At 31.3% G+C, this 23,711-nt stretch carries 16 protein-coding genes and 1 pseudogene; 2 read left to right on the top strand and 15 right to left on the bottom strand.

Annotation, left to right across the window (positions count from 1 at the left end; all coding sequences use genetic code 11):
* Positions 1 to 3 precede the first annotated feature (3 nt).
* From WHD08_RS00680 to WHD08_RS00615, 15 genes and pseudogenes are all read right to left on the bottom strand, one after another.
* Positions 4 to 1,671: a sulfatase family protein gene (locus WHD08_RS00680; protein ID WP_208889635.1), complete on the bottom strand. Its 1,668-nt coding sequence runs from the start codon at positions 1,669 to 1,671 to the stop codon at positions 4 to 6.
* Positions 1,672 to 1,689: 18 nt separating this feature from the next.
* Positions 1,690 to 3,669 (bottom strand): glycoside hydrolase family 97 protein, encoded by a 1,980-nt coding sequence (locus WHD08_RS00675; RefSeq protein WP_208889636.1) that lies wholly within the window; start codon positions 3,667 to 3,669, stop codon positions 1,690 to 1,692.
* A gap of 65 nt (positions 3,670 to 3,734) precedes the next feature.
* Entirely contained in the window at positions 3,735 to 5,213 is a 1,479-nt protein-coding gene (locus WHD08_RS00670; RefSeq protein ID WP_208889637.1) for a sulfatase-like hydrolase/transferase, read from the bottom strand.
* Positions 5,214 to 5,219: 6 nt separating this feature from the next.
* Positions 5,220 to 6,032: an alpha/beta hydrolase gene (locus tag WHD08_RS00665; RefSeq protein WP_208889638.1), complete on the bottom strand. Its 813-nt coding sequence runs from the start codon at positions 6,030 to 6,032 to the stop codon at positions 5,220 to 5,222.
* A 20-nt stretch (positions 6,033 to 6,052) separates the two neighbouring features.
* Positions 6,053 to 7,372: a sugar porter family MFS transporter gene (locus tag WHD08_RS00660; protein ID WP_208889639.1), complete on the bottom strand. Its 1,320-nt coding sequence runs from the start codon at positions 7,370 to 7,372 to the stop codon at positions 6,053 to 6,055.
* A 33-nt stretch (positions 7,373 to 7,405) separates the two neighbouring features.
* A complete protein-coding gene (locus tag WHD08_RS00655; RefSeq protein WP_208889640.1) occupies positions 7,406 to 8,491 on the bottom strand; it encodes a glycoside hydrolase family protein in 1,086 nt (361 codons plus the stop codon).
* A gap of 37 nt (positions 8,492 to 8,528) precedes the next feature.
* A complete protein-coding gene (locus tag WHD08_RS00650) occupies positions 8,529 to 9,752 on the bottom strand; it encodes a glycoside hydrolase family 88 protein (protein ID WP_208889641.1) in 1,224 nt (407 codons plus the stop codon).
* 668 nt (positions 9,753 to 10,420) lie between these two features.
* Positions 10,421 to 10,666, bottom strand: a pseudogene (locus tag WHD08_RS00645) (transaldolase family protein); the annotation flags it as partial.
* Positions 10,667 to 10,698: 32 nt separating this feature from the next.
* On the bottom strand, positions 10,699 to 10,944 hold the full coding sequence (locus WHD08_RS00640) for a transketolase-like TK C-terminal-containing protein (protein WP_208889642.1): 246 nt from the start codon (positions 10,942 to 10,944) through the stop codon (positions 10,699 to 10,701).
* Positions 10,945 to 10,964: 20 nt separating this feature from the next.
* Positions 10,965 to 11,081 (bottom strand): hypothetical protein, encoded by a 117-nt coding sequence (locus tag WHD08_RS18615; protein WP_422894398.1) that lies wholly within the window; start codon positions 11,079 to 11,081, stop codon positions 10,965 to 10,967.
* A gap of 138 nt (positions 11,082 to 11,219) precedes the next feature.
* A complete protein-coding gene (gene xylE / locus WHD08_RS00635) occupies positions 11,220 to 12,641 on the bottom strand; it encodes a D-xylose transporter XylE (RefSeq protein ID WP_208889643.1) in 1,422 nt (473 codons plus the stop codon).
* A 107-nt stretch (positions 12,642 to 12,748) separates the two neighbouring features.
* A complete protein-coding gene (xylA, locus tag WHD08_RS00630) occupies positions 12,749 to 14,065 on the bottom strand; it encodes a xylose isomerase (protein ID WP_208889644.1) in 1,317 nt (438 codons plus the stop codon).
* A gap of 161 nt (positions 14,066 to 14,226) precedes the next feature.
* Complete coding sequence (locus tag WHD08_RS00625; RefSeq protein ID WP_208889645.1) at positions 14,227 to 15,711, bottom strand: xylulokinase; 1,485 nt, start codon at positions 15,709 to 15,711, stop codon at positions 14,227 to 14,229.
* A 4-nt stretch (positions 15,712 to 15,715) separates the two neighbouring features.
* Positions 15,716 to 16,717, bottom strand: a complete 1,002-nt coding sequence (locus WHD08_RS00620; RefSeq protein ID WP_165730734.1) for a GntR family transcriptional regulator — start codon at positions 16,715 to 16,717, stop codon at positions 15,716 to 15,718.
* A 30-nt stretch (positions 16,718 to 16,747) separates the two neighbouring features.
* Positions 16,748 to 17,509 (bottom strand): ThuA domain-containing protein, encoded by a 762-nt coding sequence (locus WHD08_RS00615; RefSeq protein WP_208889646.1) that lies wholly within the window; start codon positions 17,507 to 17,509, stop codon positions 16,748 to 16,750.
* Between the two features lie 824 nt (positions 17,510 to 18,333).
* Here WHD08_RS00615 and WHD08_RS00610 point away from each other — a divergent pair.
* Entirely contained in the window at positions 18,334 to 21,585 is a 3,252-nt protein-coding gene (locus WHD08_RS00610; protein ID WP_208889647.1) for a SusC/RagA family TonB-linked outer membrane protein, read from the top strand.
* Between the two features lie 24 nt (positions 21,586 to 21,609).
* Complete coding sequence (locus WHD08_RS00605) at positions 21,610 to 23,502, top strand: RagB/SusD family nutrient uptake outer membrane protein (RefSeq protein ID WP_208889648.1); 1,893 nt, start codon at positions 21,610 to 21,612, stop codon at positions 23,500 to 23,502.
* Positions 23,503 to 23,711 lie beyond the last annotated feature (209 nt).

Raw genomic sequence — 23,711 nt, 5'->3', positions numbered from 1 at the left:
TTTTTAATGAAGCGGAACTGTTTCTATATCTGGATTGTTCTTTGCTTCTAAATATTTTCTTAATATTTCTTGATCTAATTCTGAACTATCTCCATATTCTTTACGTAATTCTACTAATTGTTTTTTCAGTTTTATCACAACCTCTGCATACGCAGGATCATTAATAACGTTATTCATTTCGTTTACATCATTTTTACGATCATACAACTCCCATTCATCTACATCATAATAAAAATGAGCCAATTTATACTCTTGCGTAATAATAGCATAATGTCTTTTTACCATGTGAATTCCTGGATATTCGTAGTAATGATAATACACGGCATCTCTTGTCCATTCTTCATTATTACCTAATAATAACGGAATTAAACTTTCCCCTTGCATGTCTGAAGGTGGCACAATATGCGCTGCCTCCAAAATAGTTTGGGCAAAATCTAAATTCTGCACCATTTCTGTATTTGTAGTTCCTGGCTTTATTACGTTTGGCCACTTTATTAATAAGGGTGTTTTAAAAGATTCATCATACACAAAACGTTTATCGAACCAACCGTGCTCTCCCAAGTAAAATCCTTGATCTGATGTGTATATAATAATGGTATTTTCATCTAACTTGGTTTCTTCTAAATAATCTAATAAACGTCCTACATTTTCATCAACCGAAGCAATACAACCTAAATAATCTTGCATATAACGTTGGTAACGCCATTTCATTAATTCGGTTTTATTCATAGAAGGATATTTCTTTTTAAAGTCTTCCATCATTGGTCTATAAACCGAATCCCAAACAGCTCTTTGTTCTTTGTTCATTCTACCAACTTCACGCTCAAAAGCTTCTAAATCCCAACCAGACATATCTTTTATGCCTAATTCTGCCATCATTTCTGGATACAATTTAGAATCTCCTGCCCAATTCATATGTGTTAAAAGGTTCATTTCTGCTGTTTTAGCAGCAGTTCCTCTTCCTTTGTAATCATCAAACAACGTTGCTGGTTCTACAAATGTTTTTTTTGTGTATTCTTTAAAATGACGAGGAGCTGGCAACCACTCTCTATGTGGTGCTTTTTGCATAGAAAACAACATAAAAGGTTTGTCTTCTTTTCTGTCATTTTTTAACCAATTTAGGGTCATATCCATAATGATATCGGTTACATAACCTTCAACTGTAATTCTACCATCGTTGGTGTTAAAATCTGGATTGTAATATTGACCTTGACCCGGAAGGATTTTAAATTCGTCTATTCCCTTTGGATTATTACCGAAGTGTAACTTACCAAACATTGCTGTTTGATAGCCTGCCTTTTGCATCAATTGTGGAAACGTCATTTGAGATTCATCAAACGGAAAAACATTATCTACCTTACCATGAATATGTGTATGTTTTCCTGTTAAAATAGTTGCTCTTGATGGCGCACAAATAGAATTAGACACACAAGCATTGGTAAACTTTACACCCTCATTTGCAATACGATCTATATTTGGAGTTTCAATTAAATGATTACTATATGCACTTATTGCCTGATATGCATGATCATCAGACATCATAAAAATGATATTTGGTCGTTTTTGTGGTAACTTTTTTTTCTCTATTTTTTGCTCTGTTTTACAGGATATCACCATACCTATAAAAAGCAAAAGTGATATTTTTTTAAAAAAAATAATTCTATTTCTCATTTTAATATTTTATGGTGTTTATATTTTTACAATATGAATTACAAAACCATTATTCTTTTTTATGGTTAAATTTAATTTTGAGGTATTATTTATTTCAATTTCCTCTATTTTAACATGTGTTCTCGTTTTTACCGTTTCATCATCGGTATATACTTTTGCTTTATATGTTTGATGATCCGTTAAAAAAGAAAAATCTAAAGCAACCTTACGTTCTGTATTTCCATTGATTCCTCCAACAAACCAATCATTTCCTTTTCTACGAGCTATAATTCCTATTTTAGTTATTTCGACCTCTAACACTTTGGTTTGATCCCAAGTGGTAGGTACTGCATTAAAAAACTCTAATTCAGGTTCGTTTCCTATATGACGCGTATCGCCCCATAAACCATCTAATTTTTCTGGTGAAGCCGCTGGTTTATCATACCAATATAAAAATTGTAGTGGACTAAAAATACAAACTGTTTTTGCTAATTGAGAAGCTCTAGATCCCATTTTATCAACTCTACTACTGTAATAACAAACCGTATTATCTGAGGCACCTGCAAGATTTCGTGTAAACATGCTAATTAAAGTATGTTCATTTGGTACTGTTTCCTCGTCTCCACGAATACCTTCTTGAGTTAAAAGATTAGGATACGTTCTTGAAAATCCTGTTGGCCTATATTCATCATGTACATCTACAATTAGACCGTACTTGGCTGCTTTTTTTATAGCCTCATGCATCCATGTAGTTGCGTCTTGATCTCCAACACGTACAAAACCAAATTTAATTCCTGCTACGCCCCATTCTTTAAATAAAGGCAGTAATTCGTCCAATTGTTTTTCTAAAGATCTACGGTTTACGTATAAAATAAGTCCTATTCCATTCTCTTTTCCATAAGTAGTAACCGCTTTCATATCTAAGGGACCTTTTGATCTTTTTAAATCTAAAGTAACAGTAGTGGCATCCGAACTATTTTTCATTTCATCTCCATACCAGCCTGCATCAAACATAATATATTGCATATTGTGTGAAGCGACAAAATCTATAGCGGCAAAAGCTCCTTGGGTTGTTAATGTAGTTTCTCTTAAAACTTTTCCTGGTTTAATCCAAGATTCGTCAGCAATTTTAGATGGATCGTTTAGGTTTTGAATTATGTAATTATTTTCTAAAAGTTCACCTTCATTTTCCCCCATCATTACTACTCTCCAAGGAGATTGAAAAGGCAGTTTTTTATAAATGTTTAAACCAGTTTCTCTTTCTGCTAAAATAGCACCTGTAATAGTATCTTGTTTTTGATCATTCATTTTACCATCTAATGTTGATAAAATACTGTATTTAGAAGAAGTCCCTTTATCAAAACTCAATCTTGCATAATCCACTAGTTTTGCTTCTGCCAAAGCAATCATTAAACTATCATTTATTTCGATAACTAAAGGTCTTTCGGAACCTACTTCTAACTCAGTTAAAGGAATTCTTTTATATTCTCCTTGTGCCGTTAAAACACCTGGACCTCTTTTAGGAGTTGACCAAAGCTGATGGTTTTCATTAAAGTTATAATGAATTTTTTCTCCTAAACTTATTTCTGTAATATTTTGTTGATTCGGAATTTCATAAGCAAAAGCAATTCCTTCGTTATAAGCTCTCCCTATAATATTAAGGTAACTATCACCTAATTTTAAATATATTTTAACTTGATTGTAATTATCTGGAATAATACTTAATTCACTAAAATTAGAGTTCCATTCGTTTTCTACTGTAGACTCTTCTATATTTAAAACGGACACTTCTCCTGAAAAATCTATTTCTTCAGAAACAAGCTCTAAAACAGAGGGTAATACTACTTCTTTATTTTCGTATTTTATAGAAAACGAAAGTTCGTTATTTTTCTTATTCTCTAAAAAAGTGATTTTTTTAGTTTCATCTGGAGACCTTAATTCTATAAATTTTGGCTTGTTACAGTTAAATAATAACAAGAAAATTAAAACAATTACATACTTAATTGATAAATTATTCATATAATCTTATTTTTTTTAACATTTAACACCAGTTCTATATATTTGATATAATTAAAGAGTAAATATCAATTTTCACGCACCCAAACATGACTTCCATCTAATAATTCTTTATATTGAATTTCGAATTCTTTTTTAATTTCATTAAAAACTTCTAATTCTTTTAAAGACAAGTCTTGTAATTCTTTTTGATCTTCCTTCATATTAAATAATTGAAAATCTGTTAGTTTAGCACTTTTTACAAACGCTTCGTTACCATCATATAAATTATGAATATTTGGTAATGTTTTATCATCAACTTCTAAACGCCCCATAATTTTCCAATCTCCCATTCTCATGGCAACTCTTCTTTCATTTAAAGCATCGTAAAAAGCCCAAATTAAAGGGGTTGTTCTATCAAAATCACCTGTATTTAAAAGTGAGTTAAAAGATTCTCCATCTAATTTTCTATTTGGTAATTTTGCGCCTGATAACTCTGCAAATGTTGGTAAAAAATCGAGTGCAGAAACTACTTTATCAAATGTACCTGTATAAGTTTCTTTTCCAATCCATTTTACAATTCCGGGTACTCTAAAACCAGCTTCGTTTGTCCATAATTTCATTCCTTTTAATTCTCCAGGAGAACCGTAAGAATGTATAGATTTTGGGGTTCTATTTAATGTTTCAGGACCATTATCTGAACTAAAAACGATTAAAGTGCTCTCTCCATAATTTTTTTCGATATATTCAATTAATCGTCCAACAGCAATATCCATATTTTCTACATTGGCAAAATATTCTGCTTGTTCTCTATTTTTTGATTGCGGTAAATATTTTTGAACCAAATCTTCTGGAGATGCAATAGACTCATGTGGTTCATGAAAAGCAACTTCTAAAAAGAATGGTTTATCTGTGTCTTTTTTATTTAACCAATCAATCGCTTCTGTTACTACAATCTGACTACTAAAACCTTCCATTTCTCCTACTGCTACTCCATTTCTAATAAAATTTTTTGGGTTTTTATGACTTGGTGAAGCATTGTTGTGTGTAGCCATCCAATGATCGAAACCAAAATCGTTTGGTTGCGGTTGTTTATCAGAATTAAATTGAGAACTACAATGCCATTTACCTACCAAGCAAGTTTCATATCCTACTGATTTTAACATTGCAGGAATTGTTTCTTCATGAGCCTGAAGATGTACTAAATCTCTATTATCTTCACTTTTTTTATGACCAGGAATAAAGTCGTAAACACCTGCTCTATTAGGGCTTCTACCTGTTAACAAACCAACTCTAGAAGGGGAACAAACTGGTGCGGCCGAATAAAAATTAGTCAATTTAATTCCGGATGAAGCTAATTTATCTAAATTCTCTGTTTTAATAATAGGATGCCCAAAAGAGCCCAAATCTCCATACCCTAAATCATCACATAAAAGCACAATAATATTTGGTTGTTTTACGCTTTCCTTTATAGTAATTTTATCAACAGATTTTGATGTTTGTTTTGATTTACAAGAAATACTTATTACAAGAATAATGAGTAATACATATTTTAATTTGTTCATCATCTTTATTTAATTATTAAAGAAATCGTTGAAAAATAATAGTTGATATTTTATAGAATTACTCCAATATTTGTTGGTATGTCCACCAGGTCTTTCTATATAATCATGCGGAATATTTCTTTGTAATAACTTTTTATGAAGTCTTACATTAGCATCATAAAAAAAATCATCTACACCACAATCAAAAAGAATTTTTAAACTGGTTTTATCTAATAAATACACCATATTTATTACCGTATTATTTTCCCAAGTTTGTTTATTATCAGCATAAACACCCAATCTTTTTGAAAGATCCCATCCTAAAGGAAACGGTCTAATATCTACACCACCACTCATACTTGCAGTTGCTCCCCAAATATCTTGATGTTTAAAAGCTAAATACAAAGCTCCATGACCTCCCATAGAATAACCAGAAATTGCTCTATTATTTTTGTTGATAATTGTATTGAACGATTTGTCTACTTCGGTAACTAATTCTTCTGAAATATAGGTTTCATATTGCATAGTTTTATCAATAGGACTATTAAAATACCAACTTGTTTTGTTTCCGTCCGGACAAACGATAATTATATTATATAAATCTGCATATTTTTTTAATTCTGGTGCTTTTTTTAACCACGCTTTATAATCTCCACCAGCTCCATGCAATAAATAAACAACAGAATATGCTTTTCCTTTTTTTGAATATGAATCTGGAGTGATTACTACATTTTTTATATGCTTATTCATCGATTTACTATACACATTTAAAGTATCTACTTTAGCTGCAAAAAGCTGAAGTGAACAGCAACAAAAAAGTATAAATCCGAATATATTTTTCATGTTATAAAAGTTTATTTTTACTATTTCTTTAAAATAATATCCTCTAATTCTTCTAATGTTTTTCCTTTTGTTTCTGGCATCATAAAAGCTACAAATAGCAATTGTAAAACCATCATTCCTGCAAAAACTAAGAATACCATTCCACCTCCAATTGCTTTTAACATAAAAGGAAATAATGATGGAATAAGTGCTGCTAAAATCCAGTGTGTAGAACTACCAAAAGATTGCCCTGAAGCTCTTAAATGATTCGGGAAAATTTCTGATATAAATACCCAAATTACGGTTCCTTGCCCAATAGCATGTGCACCAATAAATAAGAATAAGAACAAAGGAACTGCCATACCTGTCCACTCTAAAAAGAACGCTGCAGATAAAAGACTTAATGAAATAATATACGCAGCAGACCCAACATACATTAAGGTTTTTCTCCCTAATTTATCAATTAAAAACACACCTAATAATGTAAATACAAGATTGGTAACTCCTAAACCAATACTATTTAATAAAGCTGAACTTTCTTCTAAACCTGCTGCTTCAAAAATACGTGGCGCATAATATAAAACGGCATTAATTCCAGAAAACTGATTAAAAAATGCTATTAAAAAAACCAAGATTAATGGAAATCTATATTTTTTAAGAAATATGGTTTCTGTTTTATCACTTTTTTCATTGTGAGAATTAAAATCGCTAATTTCTTTTTCAACATCTGCATTTTCATCTATAAATTTTAAGATTTCTCTAGCTTCTGTTTCTTTTCCTTGTGATAATAACCATCTAGGGCTTTTAGGTAATTTTAACGCAAATAACATATATAATATAGCAGGAATTGCCTCTACACCTAACATCCATCTCCAAGCATTTTCGCCAATATCACTTAATAAATAGTTCGATAAATACGCTATCATAATACCGAAAACAATATTAAATTGATACATAGCAACCAAACGACCTCTATCTTTTGCCGGTGCAATTTCTGAAATATAAGCTGGTGCTGCAATGGTTGAAGCTCCTACTCCAATTCCTCCAATAAAACGAGCAAAAGCAAATATATAAGGATCGTTTGCTAAAGCAGAACCTATTGCCGAAACAGCAAACAAGACTCCAATTGCTAGAAGTGTATTTTTTCTTCCAAATTTGTTTGTAGGTATGCCTCCAAAAATAGCTCCAAGTACGGTTCCCCATAACGCCATTCCCATAACAACAGAACCATGAAAAGAATCTGAAGATCCCCATAAAGCTTGCAATTTTTGATCTGCTCCAGAAATAACAACTACATCAAATCCAAATAAAAACCCAGCTAAAGCTGCGGTAATAGACCATAATAATATTTTTTTGTTCATTTTATATGTTATTTTAGTTTGTTCTTTTTAATACTACTTTAATGGAATAACCATATTCCAAGTTTTTGTTCCGTTGCCAAATCCTCCAGGACCATTCATTGTTGCAAAAAAGATATGTGTTGGTTCTCCATCTTGAACTAAAACAAAAGGGCGTTCTAATTGTCCTTGTTTAATTATTTTTCCATTATTCCACTGTATCGTTTTCGTATATGCTTTTGGCTTATCATCAATAACCCAATTAATTCCGTCTTTAGAATGTGCTAAAAGACCATCACCTTTTCCTCCTGTTAATAATCCTCTTTGGTCTTTTGCAATCATATGATATCCTTTATCATCACTCCATAAATGAGGATCTTCAACTTCTCCAAATTTTTCCATTGAAAATAATGGTTCATCACTAACAACAGTATATCTACCATCAAAATGAGGTGCTGTAGCAACACCAATACTCATATCACTTTGTGCTATTCCATCTTCTTTATAACTTCTTCCTTTAAATAATAAAACTACAGACCCATCTTTTTTTATTAATGGTGATGGATTGGATGTTAAATAACTGTAATACGAATTCGGTTTTACATCTAAAATTGGTGTTTCTTTTCGCTCCCAAGGTCCGTAAGGATTTTTAGAAGTTGCTATACCAATGCGTTTGCTCCATCTTGCAGCAACACTCCATTTACTACCTAATTTAAAGTCTTTTAAATTTTCTTTATTAACATCTTCAAAAGGATGTGTAGATCCCATATAGTATAAAATATAGGTGTCTTTATATTTTACAATTTTTGGATTGTGGCAAGATTTCCCGTCCCAATATTGTGCACCTCTTTCTCCTAAAGCAACATCTTTAAATTGATAAGGTCCTTCTGGTGTTTTAGAAGTTGCATGCACAATTTCAGATTGAATCATCCAACCTGGGTGAAATGGTAACATTTTTGGCCAACGAGATGCGTACATATGATAAATGCCATCATCTCCTTTTATTACCGAACTTCCCCAAACCCAATAATTTTCCATTTCTAAACCTCCATTAATTGGGGCTTCTTTTAAATTATCAAAAATGACATTCTGTGCCTTGGTAGACATAATACATCCGATAAATAAAAGAAGAAAATATTTCATTTTTAAATGGTTTTTAAGACAGAAATCCTTTTTTAATTTATTTTTTTAAAGAAGCAGCTTCTTGCATTTTATTTAAACGCACTAACGCTTCCATATAATAATAATCTGCATAAACAATTGGTACATCTATTTCTGATTTATGAGGTAAATGACCTGTTGAATGTAATAATAAAGCTTGGTTTGTATCTCCACTTAAATATTTATCGCTAGAAAGTTCTTTAATATAACTCACTGCTGCATTATAATACTTTGCTTTTAATTTTTCATCTTTAACCAACGTAGACAACTCTAACATACCAGCAGCAGCAACTCCTGCAGCAGAAGCATCTTTAGGTGCATTTGGTATTTTTGGATCATCAAAATCCCAATAAGGTATTTTATCTTCTGGTAAACGTTCCATATAATGATCAGATAATTTAATTGCTGTATCTAAAAATGCTTGCTCTCCTGTTTCTCTATATGCCATAGAAAAACCATAAATACCCCAAGTTTGTCCTCTTGCCCACATAGATTCATCTGCATAACCTTGGTGCGTGTATCCTCTTAAAAATTCTCCTGTATTTTCATCAAAAGAACCAACATGATAAACAGCATTGTCTTTACGCACAATATGTTTCATGGTTACTTCTGCATGACTTTTAGCAATGTCATATAAATCTTTACTCCCTCCATTTTTAGCTGCCCAAAAAAGCAACTCTAAATTCATCATATTATCTATAATAGTATTGTATTTGAATTTATGCATTTGACTTGGCCAAGATAAAATAGTACCAACTTTAGGGTTATATAAAGTAGCTAAAGTATCTGCAGCTGCCAATAAAACTTCTTTATACGCTTCATTACCCGTTAATCTATAACCATTACCGTAACTACAATACACCATAAATCCTATATCATGATTATCTGCCTTTGTATATGCTATTTCTTTAATAGGTAATGTAAATCTTTCTGCCTGTTTCTTTATTTCTTCATCTTTAGCGTATTCATAAGCAAACCATAAAGCTCCAGGGTAAAAACCACTACACCAATCTTTTACATCTACAAAATTCCAATTTTTATTTCCCTTGTCTATATTTCTAGGAAAACTGTCTGCACTCACCAGTTTTGAGGCAACTTCTTTAGCCTTTAAGGTGGTGATATCTAATACCTCTTTTGTATTAAATGCATCTAATTGTATTACAGTCTCTTTCTCTTTCGTTGAATTGCATGATATTACTATAAGTAACACCGCTAAAAGCATTAATGTTTTTTTGATTATCATCTAATTTGTTTTTTAATTGATTTTTTTTTTAAAACTATGAGTTGAAAAAAAACATTCAACCCCAATTATACTGGTTACAATTATAATAACAATACTAAATAATGAACATAACTTATAACTCAAAGGCTATAAAACATCATCCTTTTATCTACTTATCACCCATTTTAAAGGGTGAAACTGCCTTTATTAGAAATAAGTCAAGAAAAAACCCAAATAAATCTATAGCTGTAATCCTAATGTCTATAGAGGTATTATTAATTCTTATAAATAATAAGACTTAAAAAAAATCAATTTTAAGGTTATAAATTATATCTGATAATCAAATTATTAAAAAAAGATAAAACTGTCATAATACCTCACTTTTTGAAACCTTTTATAATAGAAAATTAATTTCAAAAAATTTAGTTACTAATAATAGTAGCTTATTTACTTTAATTATGAATGAAACAATTAATAACAAGATCAATTTTGTACTTATATATTGTAGAGAAAGTAAGAATGACAAAAACAAAAAAAAAATAGATATGATTGTGAATTAATAATAAATAAAGAAAAATATACAATTTGTAAAAGCCAAAGAATAACTTACCACAAAAGAATCTTTATTTAAAAAGATAAAAAAGGTTACACTGCTTTTATAGCATTAAAAACAGTGCAACTTAACACTACTAATTCCCCTTCTTATAATCTTCTAAAAATTGTGCCAATCCACTATCTGTTAAAGGATGTTTTAACAGTCCTGTAATAGATGATAAAGGTCCTGTCATTACATCAGAACCTAATTTAGCACAGTTAATAACATGCATTGTATTACATACAGATGCTGCCAAAATTTTAGATTTAAATCCGTAATTATCATAAATTAATCTCATTTCTGATATTAAATTTAACCCATCTGTAGAAATATCATCTAAGATGTTTGCTAGTGCAGAATACCCAAAATGATCTAATCCGAACCTTCTAAGTTTACTAGTAAGTCTGCTGTTAAGCCGAATAATGGTTTGTTTTTAGGAATAACGCTTTGCTGATATTCTTTAGATTGTAACCTAAATACTCCTTCAGAAATTACAGAAGCAATATTTACTTTTAAACCATTTTCAGTTTCTGAAATTTCTGCAGCAGCTACTAATGTTGCTACTTCAGAACCATTGGCAATTAATACTACATCAGGATTTACTACTTCTTTTACCAAATAACCTCCTTTTTCTGCTGCTAAAGCTTCTTGATATCCAAAGGGTCAAAATTAAAGAATTCTGAATATAAGATGTGCATAAAATCTGCACCTTCCGTATGACCTGCTGGATGTCCTGAATTTTCTTTTTCTACTATGGCAACACATAATGCTCTAATATTATCTGCTGATTGTTGGTCTATTTTATTGTTTATGTTTATTTCTTATAATAAACTTCGTTTAAAAACTGTAGCTTCAACGAAGCTTATTCCTGTTTTATAATTTAATTTTTAAGGTTATTTTTTCCAAAGTTTTTCCATTTCCTCTAAAGTTTTTCCTTTTGTTTCCGGAATGTATTTCATGATAAATAACATCGCTAAAATACTCATGATACCATACACCCAATATGCAAATCCATGATTGAATAAACCTGTTAAATAAGAATTATCATTCATCATTGGGAAAGTTAAAGACACTAAATAGTTAGAAACCCATTGCGCAGCAACTGCTATTGCTAAAGCTTTTCCTCTAATTTTATTTGGAAAAATTTCTGCTAATAACACCCAAGTAACCGGTCCCCAACTCATTGCAAAACTTGCTACATACAACATCATACAAAACAATGCTAAATAACCAGTTGCACCTGAATAAAAAACAAAACCTAATGATAACATGGCTATCGCCATACCTAAAGCTCCAATAATCATTAGTGGTTTTCTACCGTATTTATCTACAGTTTTTACCGCTACAATGGTAAATAAGAAGTTTACAACACCTACTATAATGGTCATTAATAACGCACTATCTGTACCCGTTGAAATAGTTTTAAAAATTTCTGGAGCGTAGTACAACACGACATTAATACCTACAAATTGTTGAAATATAGATAACAAAACTCCTATTATAATAACTAACCATCCAAAAGACAACAAGCTTCCTGATGATGTATCATTCATCGAATCTTGTATCTCTGCTAAAATTTTAACCCCCTCTTTTTCTCCATTTACTTTTACTAATACCTCTAACGCTTCTTCTGGTTTGTTACGCAACACTAAAGAACGTGGTGTGTCTGGTACAAAGAATAAAAGCCCTAAAAATAAACCTGCAGGAATTACTTCTGATGCAAACATCCATCTCCATCCAATTTCATTTAGCCATGCATCAGAACCTCCACCTCTTGAAATAAAGTAGTTTACAAAATAAACCACCATAAAACCACCAACAATAGCTAGTTGATTAAATGACACTAATTTACCTCTACTACCTGCGGGTGCAATTTCCGCTATGTATAACGGAGACAACATAGATGCTAAACCTACTCCAATGCCTCCAATAATTCTATACACAATAAAAACGGTTGAAAACGTATGATCTAATTCACCAATAGGCGCTATAAACATTTCTGGCATTGCAGAACCTAATGCGGATATTAAAAACAAAACAGCTGCTAAAATCAACCCTTTTTTTCTTCCTAATTTTTTACTGATAACTCCTCCAAACAGACCACCAATAATACAGCCTATTAATGCACTTGAAACTAAAAATCCTTTAAAAGCACTTGCGGCTGTTTCTGACATCCCTTTGGGGATTACAAAAAAACTATCTAAAGAACCTACTGTTCCAGAAATTACACCGGTGTCATACCCAAATAATAAACCTCCCAAAGTTGCCACTAAGGTTAGTTTTATAAGGTATCCTGAATTTGTTGAATTTGCCATAATATGTTTTAGTTAATTGTTTCTACCACTTCTGCTAAAGTGTAGTTTAAAATAATATGTATATAAAAAAACCTCTTAGATTTTTAAATCTAAAAGGTCTTTTCTCTTTATATATATTGATTAATAATGTTTTCGAATAACTCTTGTTTACCGCTTTGTAAACTTAATTCGCCATTTTCTTGCGCAATTTTGTACAAGTCTGTAAGTTCTAATTTACCACCTTCAAAATCTTTTCCTTTTCCTCCATCAAAAGAACTGTATCTTTTTTCTCTTAATGAATTATATGAAGATGATTGTAAAATTTTATCTGCCGTAAGTAACGCTCTAGCAAACGTATCTGCTCCACCAACATGCGCATGAAAAACATCTTCTAAATCTGTAGAGTTTCTTCTGATTTTTGCATCAAAATTAACTCCCCCCCCTTGTAAACCACCTGCTTGTAGAAATACTAACATCGCTTCTGTAGTTTCTTGAATGTTATTTGGAAACTGATCTGTATCCCAACCGTTTTGGTAATCTCCTCTATTTGCATCAATACTACCTAACATTCCTGCTTTAGCTGCAACAGCCAATTCGTGTTGCATGGTATGTTGTGCTAGAGTTGCATGGTTTACCTCAATGTTTATTTTAAAATCTTTATCTAAACCGTATTCTTTTAAGAATCCGATAGCTGTAGCCGAATCAAAATCATATTGGTGTTTCATTGGTTCCATTGGTTTAGGCTCAATAAAGAAGGTTCCTTTAAACCCTTGCGCTCTTGCATAGTCTCTTGCCATGGTTAAAAATTGGCCCATGTGGTCTAATTCACGTCCCATATCTGTATTTAATAAAGACATATAACCTTCTCTTCCTCCCCAAAACACGTAGTTTTCTCCGCCTAATTTAATAGTAGCATCTAAAGCCAATTTTACTTGACCACCTGCTCTTGCAACTACATCAAAATCTGGATTTGTAGCAGCTCCGTTCATGTAACGTGGATTAGAAAAACAGTTTGCTGTTCCCCATAATAATTTTACACCGCTTTCTGCTTGTTTTCCTTTAATGTAATCTGTAATGATCTCTAATCTTTTTTCTGATTCTGCAAATGTTGCGCCTTCTTGTACTAAATCATAATCATGAAAACAGAAATAATCAAACCCCATTTTGTTGATGAATTCAAATGCAGCATCTGCTTTGTCTTTTGCTGCTTGAATAGCGTCTGAAGATTGATCCCAAGCAAAATTTTGTGTTCCTGGTCCAAAAGGATCTCCTCCTTGTCCGCAGAATGTATGCCAATAGGCTATTGAAAATTTAAACCAATCTTTCATTTTTTTTCCTGCAACCACTTGCTCTGGATTGTAGTATTTAAACGCTAACGGATTGTCTGATTCTTTGCCTTCGAATTGAATTTTTTTGATGCCTTTAAAATATTCTTTATTTGCCATTTGTATGTTGTTTAAGTGTTTATTTGTTTAATCGTGTAATTGTTATTTTATGTACTGCATTCGCGTTAGGGATTGCAGTGGAAATCCTTTTTATGAGGTACGAATAAAAAGATTGAAACGAAAAGCCCGACCTTTTTAGGAACGCCCAAAAACTTCTTTTTTTATTGATTATTTAAAACGAGTTCTAACTCTTTTTTCCAATTTTGATAAGCTTCTAAATATGGTTTTTGATCTTTAAAAGGCATAAAAGTCATAACGTGATCATTGTCCATAATTGCCTTGCTAAATGACTCAAAATCTCCCGTATGAAGGTTTGCCGCTCTTGCCGCACCAATAGCTCCCGTGGTGTTGTAAATTTCTATTTCTTGTTGAATTAAAGTAGCAACCGTATTTGCAAAAATTTCTGAACGAAATAAATTATCGTTTCCTGCTCTAATAACACTTAGTTTAATTCCGTCTGATTTTAAGATTTCTATTCCGTATACAAAAGAGAATGCAATACCTTCTAAAGCCGCTCTACACATGTGTCCCTTGTGATGATTATTTAGATTCATGTTTACGATACGTGTACCAATTTCTTTGTTATTCAACATGCGTTCTGCTCCGTTACCAAAAGGAATTAAGCAAACTCCGTCTGAACCAACAGGAATTTCTGAAGCCAAATTATTCATCTCTTCATAAGAATTTACATCCAAATTATTTAGCAACCAACGATACTGAATTCCGGCTCCATTGATATTTAAAAGCTTACCGATTCTTTTATTTTCTGATGAATAATTTACGTGTGCAAAATTGTTAACGCGCGTACTTTCTTTTCCTGATAAATTATCTGTAACCGCATATACAACACCAGATGTTCCGCCAGTTGCAGCAACTTCTCCGGGATTAAATACGTTTAAAGAAAGTGCATTATTTGGTTGATCTCCGGCTCTGTAATAAATTGGAGTTCCGGCAGCAATACCGCTTTCTTGCTCTCCTTTTTCATCCACTAAAGATTGAATTCCGAAGGTGTCTACAATATCTGGTACTAAAGATTTGTCTATCCCGTAATATTCTAAAAGGAAATCTGCTACGGAATTGTTCTTAAAATCCCAAAAGATACCTTCTGATAAACCTGAAATTGTCGTATTTATTTTGTTTGAAAATTTATATGCCACATAATCTCCTGGCAACATAAATTTATAAATCTTCTTATAAATATCTGGCTCATTTTCTTTTACCCATTTTAATTTTGAAGCTGTAAAGTTTGCTGGTGAGTTTAATAAATGTGAAGCACATTTTTCTGTTCCAATTCCAGCAAAAGCCTTGTTTCCAATCTCTACCGCTCTACTATCGCACCAAATAATACTTTTACGAAGTGGTTCTCCTTTTTTATCTACCAACACTAAACCGTGCATTTGATAAGAAATACCAATTCCTTTTATTTGGGTTCTGCTAACGTTATATTGCTTTTTCAAACTTGTAATGGCGTTACAAATATGTAGCCACCAATCGTTTGGTTTCTGTTCTGCCCAACCGTTTTTCTGAGCAAACATGCTCATTTCCTCTTTGGGTTCTTGTACAACTCCCAAGCTTTTACCGGTTGCAATTTCTACTAATGCAGCTTTTATGGAAGAGCTTCCAATATCTAATCCTAAGTAATACATAATTTTATAATGATTCTCTTATTATTAATTTTGTTGGAACATAATACTGCATTGGTTTTTCTTGTAATACAAACTCTGCAGCCTTGGTTCCTAATTCTTTAAAATCTGTTGAAATAACTGATATTCCTTTATAAATAAATTTTTTCATTGGTGTTTCATTGTAGGATAAAAAACCTACATCAACCCCAGGTTCTAAATTTTTGATTTTACATTGTTCTAAAAAAACACCTAACATTCTATCGCTTGTGCTTATATACGCAGCATCTTTTTGGAGAGAGAAAGCATTAGGATCTGTAACTATTTGATATTTAAATTGAAATAATTCACAATATTTTTTAAAATAAGTAATCGTTTCTATCGGGTGATATGTATAGGTTGGATATAAAAAAACCAGTTCTTTATACTTTCTAAAAACATCTACTGCTTCTTTTAAAGCTTCATAAAAAGAGTTACCAAAGTCTTGAAAAACATAATTATTACTAGTATTGGAATGTACGCTCCAATCTATCAACAATAATTTATCATTATCAATGTCTGCTAATACAGAAGGTACCTCATCATTATTAAAAGTCATAACTACATACTTATAATATTTTCCGGCTGCATTGTTTAAAATTGTTTTAAAATTATCTATATTATAATGATGAAACTGCACATCTGTAATAATATTATCTGGCAAATTATTAACAAATGAATGGTACAAAACTTCTTTATAAGCCTTAAAAGTATCTAAGAGTAATAAAACTTTTTTAGTTTCATTTGCTACATAATATCCTTTATTAGGTACAGATTCTATAACACCATTTTCTTTTAAAATTGAATACGCTTTAAAAACGGTATCTCTAGAGAGCTTACTCATTTTGCAAATTTTGTTTACAGAAGGTAAAGCATCTCCTTTTTGTAATATATTTTCTCCAATAGCATCATTAATAGCATTTACCAATTGCTGATATTTTGGTATATCGCTTTCATGATTAATGGTTAGTGAAATTATACTTTTATTCATGTTTTTCTATGCTGTTATTTAAATATGTTACTATTCTTTAGATGGCTTTTTTATTTGTTTTAAACCTGCTGCCCAAAGAATTCCTCCTTCAATCATTTTTATAAACCGAACATCTGTATAAGATTCATTTGTATGCCCTAAACCTGTATAAAAGACTCTACCTCCATCATAATTATGAAACCAAGTTATTGGATGTCTTTTTGTATGCATTCTTTTTCCTTGATAAGAACTTTCGTCTAAAGAAGCCAATACATTAACGTATTTTGCAACAGGGTTTATAAAATTATACCATTCGTCTTTAAAAACTTCTTCTTTTTTTAAGTGATTAACTGCAGGATGATTACTAGACTTGTCAATCATCAAACTTGCATTTTGCACCTTTGGATGATCTTTAAAAGTAGCTCCCACCATTTCATTATACCAACCCCATTCTTTTTCCGTATCGGAAGCAGCATGAATACCTACAAATCCATTACCTTTTTCTATATATCTTTTAAATACTTTTTGCTGCAGATCATTAAAAATATTTCCGGTTGTATTTAAGAATACCAACACGTTATATTTTTTTAAATTTTCATCAGTAAAATCATTAGAATTTTCTGAAAAGCTAACATTCCAATTATTTTTAGCCCCCAACTCGGTCATTAGTGTAACACCTGCTGGAATAGATTTATGGCGAAAAGCTGCCGTTTTAGAAAAAACTAAAATATTTGGATTACTATTTTGAGACTGAATACTACCAACTATAATTAATAGAAATAAAACAATAAAAGTTATTTTCTTATAAGACATTTTTAATAATTTAAATTTGGTGTAAAGACTACATTAAAATCATTCTGTTCTGTTCCGGTATGCAACAGTGTAAATATATATTTAAAATTTTAAAAAATTGATATAATACTTTATTAAATAAAAATAAATTTATAAAAACTATAATTTTCAGAATAAAAAAAACACTTAAAAACAGAATTATTTCTTTAAAATATTAATATCATTAACAAAAACTTAGCATAACTTATAATGCAAACTACATAAAGCATAATCCTTTTATTAGTCTTTAAAATCTAAAATCAACATCATTTTTTTTAACACTTAAACTCTCTAAAAACGTTTAATAAAAGTATATTTATATTTTTAACAGCATACATTAATAACAACTATCAATTCATCTCTTAAAATATAATAATTAAATGCTTTTTAAACTCCACAATTCTTATTCTCTAAGTAATTTTTATTCAATTTTGAAATTAAACCAACAAACTAATTAAGTAAAACACACTTTTTAGATTGTATCTTCTATAAGTTAAAATTTTCAACACAATTAAAAAATCAGATTTACATTCTTTTCAAAGACCTAAAAAGAACATGTAAAAATAAAGATTACACATTCATATATAATATTATGTTAAAATACTATTACCATTACATAATTAACAAAAAAAAGAGATAATAACCTCATATCAATGATTTAACAGGGTATAATTTATTAAATGGATGATATTTTATGTCCTTTGAATACTAATTTACAATCTGTTTCTCTAATAATTTTTAACATTGTTTAACGATTTAATAACAAAGAAAATCGATACAAATTAATTAACTTAAAAAAATAATTTATGACTAAACTAAGACAATGTCAGATTAATCTGAAAATTTTCGCAAGTCTATTTTGGATAGTGGGCTTTGTGATTTGTGGTTCATTTACACAGTTGCACGCAGCCACACCAACTTATTCTTCTTTTGACAACAACCAAGACAGAACTATAACGGGTCAAATTTTAGGAGCAGAAGACAAAATGCCTCTTCCTGGAGTAACTATTATAGTAAAAGGAACAACTACTGGTACAGTTTCTGATTTTGATGGAAATTATACTATTAGTATTCCTGAAAATGCAACTTTAGTTTATTCTTACTTAGGCTATGTTACTAAAGAAGTTATTGTTGGAAATAGTAACTCTATTAATGTGAGTCTTATATACGACTCTACTACATTAGATGAAATTGTTATTGTTGGTTTTGGTACACAGAAAAAAGCAACACTTACAGGATCTGTAGCACAAGTAAAAGGTGACGAAGTTATAAAAGGGAAAGGAACATCTAGTGCTGTATTAGCATTACAAGGTGAGGTTCCTGGTTTAGTGGTAACACGTTCATCTACTCGTCCTGGTGTAGAAGGAACTTCTATTAGCATTCGTGGAGACATTTCTGTTAATAGCATTAGTCCTCTTATTTTATTAGATGGTGTAGAAATTTCACAAGGAGACTTATCTGCAATTAACGCAAATGATATAGAAACTTACTCTATATTAAAAGATGCATCTGCTGCAATATTTGGAACTAAAGCTGCAGGTGGAGTTATACTTGTAACTACTAAAAAAGGGAAACAAGGAAAAATGAGAATTACTTATAAAGGTGAAACTCAATTAAATTTACCTAAAGAATTCCCTGTTGCAAATATGAGTGAATTTGCAGATGCATGGTTAGCAGCAGCAACAAATGATGCTATTGATTTTGTTGATGGTGATGGAAATGCTCAAACAGCAGCAACAAGTTTTAGATTTTTTACAGAAGAACAGTTTCAGATGATGTCTAACGGAACATTACCAACAGCTCCAGATTCTTTTTATGTATTTGGTAATGATCATTACTTTTCTGATACTAGTCAGTTTGACGCTGTTTATGGCACAACGATTACAGAAAGACATGATTTATCTCTTTCTGGAGGTAATGAAAATGCAACCTACAGAACATCTTTTGGGTATGCAAACGAACGCTCTCCAATAGCATTTGTATACGACGGACAAAAACGTTACAACTTTAGAACAAATGTAGGATACAAAGTAAATGATTTTATAAAAACAGATTTTAATATCTCTTATAATAGTAGTACTATAGACACACCTACACAAGGTATTGGATTTGGAATTCAAGACATGAATATTTTTCCACTGTATAATCCTGACGGACAATTTTACGATAATTTTGGAGGAAACAATCCTCTTGCATATCTAAAAGAAGGTGGTCGTGTAATAAACCGTACTAATGTATTTCGTTTAGGAGGTAAAATCTCGGTAGACTTAGACAAATACGTAGAAGGATTAGCTTTCTCTTACTTTGGAAACATAGCAATGACACAAAGTAGAAAAAATAAAACTTGGAAACCTGTAACAATGTACGATTGGGAAGGAAACGAAACAAGTACTCCAACAACATTATTTAACTCTAAGTTAGAGGTAACAGAGGCAGATTACGTATTTCAAAACCATACTTTTCAAATAAATTACAACCGTTCTTTCGGAAATCATAATTTAGGTGTTATGGCAGGGTATACAGCAGAACAGTCAGAAACAGATAAATACTTTATGTCTCGTTCTAATTTAGTTGATGCATCTCTAAATGATTTAAATGCTTTTGATACTCCTACACAAACAAATAGTGGAGGAAGTAATGTAGTTGGTTTGGTATCTTATTTAGGGAAAATAAATTACAATTACAAAGAAACTTATTTATTAGAAGCGTTAGGTCGTAGAGATGGTTCTTCTCGTTTACACCCAGACTATAGATGGAAAAACTTCTTTGGAGCCTCTACAGGTATTGTATTCTCTGAAATGTCATTTATGGATGATAGTAAAATTAACTTATTAAAATTACGTGCATCATACGGAGAAACAGGTTCTGTAACAGGTATTGGTGCTTACGATTATTATTCTAGTATTGGTAATGGTACTGTATTGTTTGGTAATACGCCACAATTAACATCAACCTCTAATATTAGCGGAATGACATCTTTAAACCGTACTTGGGAGCGTGTATCTACAAGTAATATTGCTGTAGATTTTGGGCTATTAGATAATAGATTATCAGGTAGTGCAGAGTATTTTATTCGTAAAAATGATGATATGTTAGTTAATATTACATATCCAGAAATAATAGGTGCTACGGCTCCAAAAACAAATAGTGGTAATTTTAAAACTAAGGGTTATGAATTATCTTTAAACTGGAGAGATCGTATTGGAGATGATTTTACATACCGTGTTGGTCTTGCTTTTTGGGATAATGAAGGTGAAGTTACCAAAATGGAAGGAAAAACAACCATTGGTTTAGGTAAAAATAGTATTGTAGAAGGAAAACCATTAAATGCAATATATGCATATAAAACAGATGGTATATTATCTACAGAGAGTCAAGTATTAGATTATTATAACCAATATGGTTTTACAGATTCTTCAGACCAAACAGACATGAAAAACAAAACAAAGTTGCCTAATTACAGAAGTGCAGATCGTTTAGTACCAGGAACCGTAAACCGTGTAGATGTTAATGAAGATGGTATAATTAATGAAGACGATTTAGTTTACGTAGGCGATGCAAATCCTCATAAAAGTTTTGGTATTAATTTAGGATTCACTTATAAAAACTTCGATTTTAGTGCTTTCTTTCAAGGAGTTGCAGACATAAATATTGTTAGAACAGGTTCTCTTTCTTATCCATTTATGCAATGGTGGACCAATCAAAACCCGATTTTTACAGATAAAACCTGGACACCAGATAATCAAAATGCCGAATACCCTGCAGCTTTTCTTAACGGATCTAGAAAAACATGGAATTATGGAAATTTAAATGATGTTAATGTTATTAAGGCTGCATATTTAAGAGCCAAAGCAATATCTATTGGATATGGATTACCACAAGACGTGTTAGAAAAATTTGGAATGGATAAAATTCGTTTATCTATAACTGGTAACGATTTGTTTACAATTTCTAATATAAAAGATGGATTAGATCCGGAGTTTGGTGAAGGAACAAGACAAGGAAGTATGGTCCCTTTTACATCAGCATTGATTTTTGGACTTGAAATCGGATTTTAATTACTAATTTTTAATTTAAAGAATATGAAAAACATACAATATAAAATAAAAAAAATAGGTCTAACAGCCATTGTAACGGCATTCATGTTTGCAGGATGCTCAGAATATCTAGACCAAGAGCCACTAGATTCTGTTACAGAAGCTGTTTATTTTACAACTCCGGAACAGTTTGAATTAGCTGCCAATTATTTTTATCGTCAATCATTCGGTTATGATGATGGAGACCAATCTTCAGATTTATCTGGAAATCTAGAAATTTCGCCTTCTTACGGTCAAGGTCAAACTTCTATTCCTACTTCTGACGGAATTTGGAATAATAATTATGATCAAATGAGAGAAGCCAATCAACTGATAGAAAAAGCTGCAGAATATGACGGAAATCAATCTGAAATAACAAGCTATGTAGCAACAGCTCATTTCTTTAGAGCTTGGAATCATTATAAATTATTATTACGTTTTGGTGGTGTACCAATAGTTACTCGTTCTTTAGACGTAGATTCAGAAGAATTACTCGCTCCAAGAAATAGTCGCTACGAAGTAGTTAATCAAATATTTATTGATTTAGATGTAGCCATTGCAGGTTTACCTTCAGAAAACACAATTCCAGATTCTGAAAAAGGGAAACTTTCTACAGAAGCTGCTAAATCTTTTAAAGCTCGTATTTTATTATATGAAGCTACTTGGGAAAAATACGTAGGAACAGCAACAGACGGTGATGGACTTAACGTAGGAGCAGGATCTAATAAACCTGCAGGATATCCTAGTGTAGAAGAAATGTTAACAGAAGCAAAACAACAATCTTTAGCAGTTATTAATAGTGCAGCTTACCAATTATGGGATCATCGTGCAGAATTTGGAGATAGAAATTTATTTTATCTATTTAGTTTAGAAGATGATGGCTCTAACCCTGCTGGATTATCTAAAGCAAATAATAGAGAGTTTATTATTCAAACGGTTTATGACAACCCATTAAGAAGAATAAATCAAAACTTAACACATTCTAAAAAACATACACCTTCACGTAAATTAATGGATATGTATTTGTGTTCAGATGGTTTACCTGTACAACACTCATCAGTTTTTGAAGGCTATGATGAAATGATTTCAGAATTTCAGAACAGAGATTATCGTCTAACAAGTTTTGTTAGCGAACCTCTTAAAGAATATTGGGGTTGGGGAAATAGTACAAATGGTGGAGGTGCACAATATGGTGTAGATTTTGCAGATGCTGGTACAAATTTCGATTATAGATATGTTCCTCAATTAACAAGTCCTGCAGCAGGACGTAATATTGGATACCAAGGTGTTAAATTAACAACTGAAGATAAAGGAAGTGAAACTAAAGATGAGTCTTTTAATTACCCACATTTACGTTATGCAGAAGTATTATTAACATATGCTGAGGCAAGTGTAGAGTTAGGAGGAGGTGCAATTTCTGATAGTGATTTAGATATTTCTATTAATAAAATTAGAGAACGTTCTAATGTAGCACCTTTAACAAATGCATTAATTACTCCATATGCAGATTTAAATATGTTAGGAGAAATACGTAGAGAGCGTGCTATTGAGCTATTTGGTGAAAACCAACGTTTCAATGATTTAAAACGTTGGGGTATTGCAGAAGAAGAGCTTAGTCATGCTGTATCAACAACATACGTAATAGGTACAGAATTTGAAACAGCTGTAGACCCAAAGAACCCTAGTTCTACAATTTATAATCCTTCTGCATTCTCATATGGTACAACAACTACTGAACAATCAGTATCAAGTTACGCAGGTATAGCAACCACTAAACCAGGAGCATTAATTTTAGATATTTCAGGAAACAGAAACTTCTCTATAAGTAATTATATAGATCCTATTCCTTCTGTTCAGATAGATCAAAACCCAGAATTATTACAAAACCCTGGTTGGTAAATAATTGTTTTATTATTTGAATTATTTTACAATTAATTTCAGCTGTAGATATTTTATATCTACAGCTGTTTTTTTATATAAGAACTTTACATTTATACTAAAAGTTGCATTTGGAAACGCTATTTCTATAGCTATAAGTTTACCATATTTTACCAATTTAAAGCTGAACAACACCTACACAACTAAAAAACACCTTCTTATACACACTA

Source organism: Polaribacter sejongensis (assembly GCF_038024065.1).
In the GTDB taxonomy this organism is placed as follows: Bacteria; Bacteroidota; Bacteroidia; order Flavobacteriales; family Flavobacteriaceae; genus Polaribacter; species Polaribacter sejongensis.
The sequence above is the reverse complement of the archived record's forward strand: the minus strand, read 5'-3'. Positions and strand labels throughout refer to the sequence as shown.

Bases quoted from the DNA above. Each gene is read 5' to 3' on its own strand.
- WHD08_RS00680 (WP_208889635.1), bottom strand. From the start codon at position 1,671: ATGAGAAATAGAATTATTTTTTTTAAAAAAATATCACTTTTGCTTTTT.
- WHD08_RS00675 (WP_208889636.1), bottom strand. From the start codon at position 3,669: ATGAATAATTTATCAATTAAGTATGTAATTGTTTTAATTTTCTTGTTA.
- WHD08_RS00670 (WP_208889637.1), bottom strand. From the start codon at position 5,213: ATGATGAACAAATTAAAATATGTATTACTCATTATTCTTGTAATAAGT.
- WHD08_RS00665 (WP_208889638.1), bottom strand. From the start codon at position 6,032: ATGAAAAATATATTCGGATTTATACTTTTTTGTTGCTGTTCACTTCAG.
- WHD08_RS00660 (WP_208889639.1), bottom strand. From the start codon at position 7,372: ATGAACAAAAAAATATTATTATGGTCTATTACCGCAGCTTTAGCTGGG.
- WHD08_RS00655 (WP_208889640.1), bottom strand. From the start codon at position 8,491: ATGAAATATTTTCTTCTTTTATTTATCGGATGTATTATGTCTACCAAG.
- WHD08_RS00650 (WP_208889641.1), bottom strand. From the start codon at position 9,752: ATGATAATCAAAAAAACATTAATGCTTTTAGCGGTGTTACTTATAGTA.
- xylE (WP_208889643.1), bottom strand. From the start codon at position 12,641: ATGGCAAATTCAACAAATTCAGGATACCTTATAAAACTAACCTTAGTG.
- xylA (WP_208889644.1), bottom strand. From the start codon at position 14,065: ATGGCAAATAAAGAATATTTTAAAGGCATCAAAAAAATTCAATTCGAA.
- WHD08_RS00625 (WP_208889645.1), bottom strand. From the start codon at position 15,711: ATGTATTACTTAGGATTAGATATTGGAAGCTCTTCCATAAAAGCTGCA.
- WHD08_RS00620 (WP_165730734.1), bottom strand. From the start codon at position 16,717: ATGAATAAAAGTATAATTTCACTAACCATTAATCATGAAAGCGATATA.
- WHD08_RS00615 (WP_208889646.1), bottom strand. From the start codon at position 17,509: ATGTCTTATAAGAAAATAACTTTTATTGTTTTATTTCTATTAATTATA.
- WHD08_RS00610 (WP_208889647.1), top strand. From the start codon at position 18,334: ATGACTAAACTAAGACAATGTCAGATTAATCTGAAAATTTTCGCAAGT.
- WHD08_RS00605 (WP_208889648.1), top strand. From the start codon at position 21,610: ATGAAAAACATACAATATAAAATAAAAAAAATAGGTCTAACAGCCATT.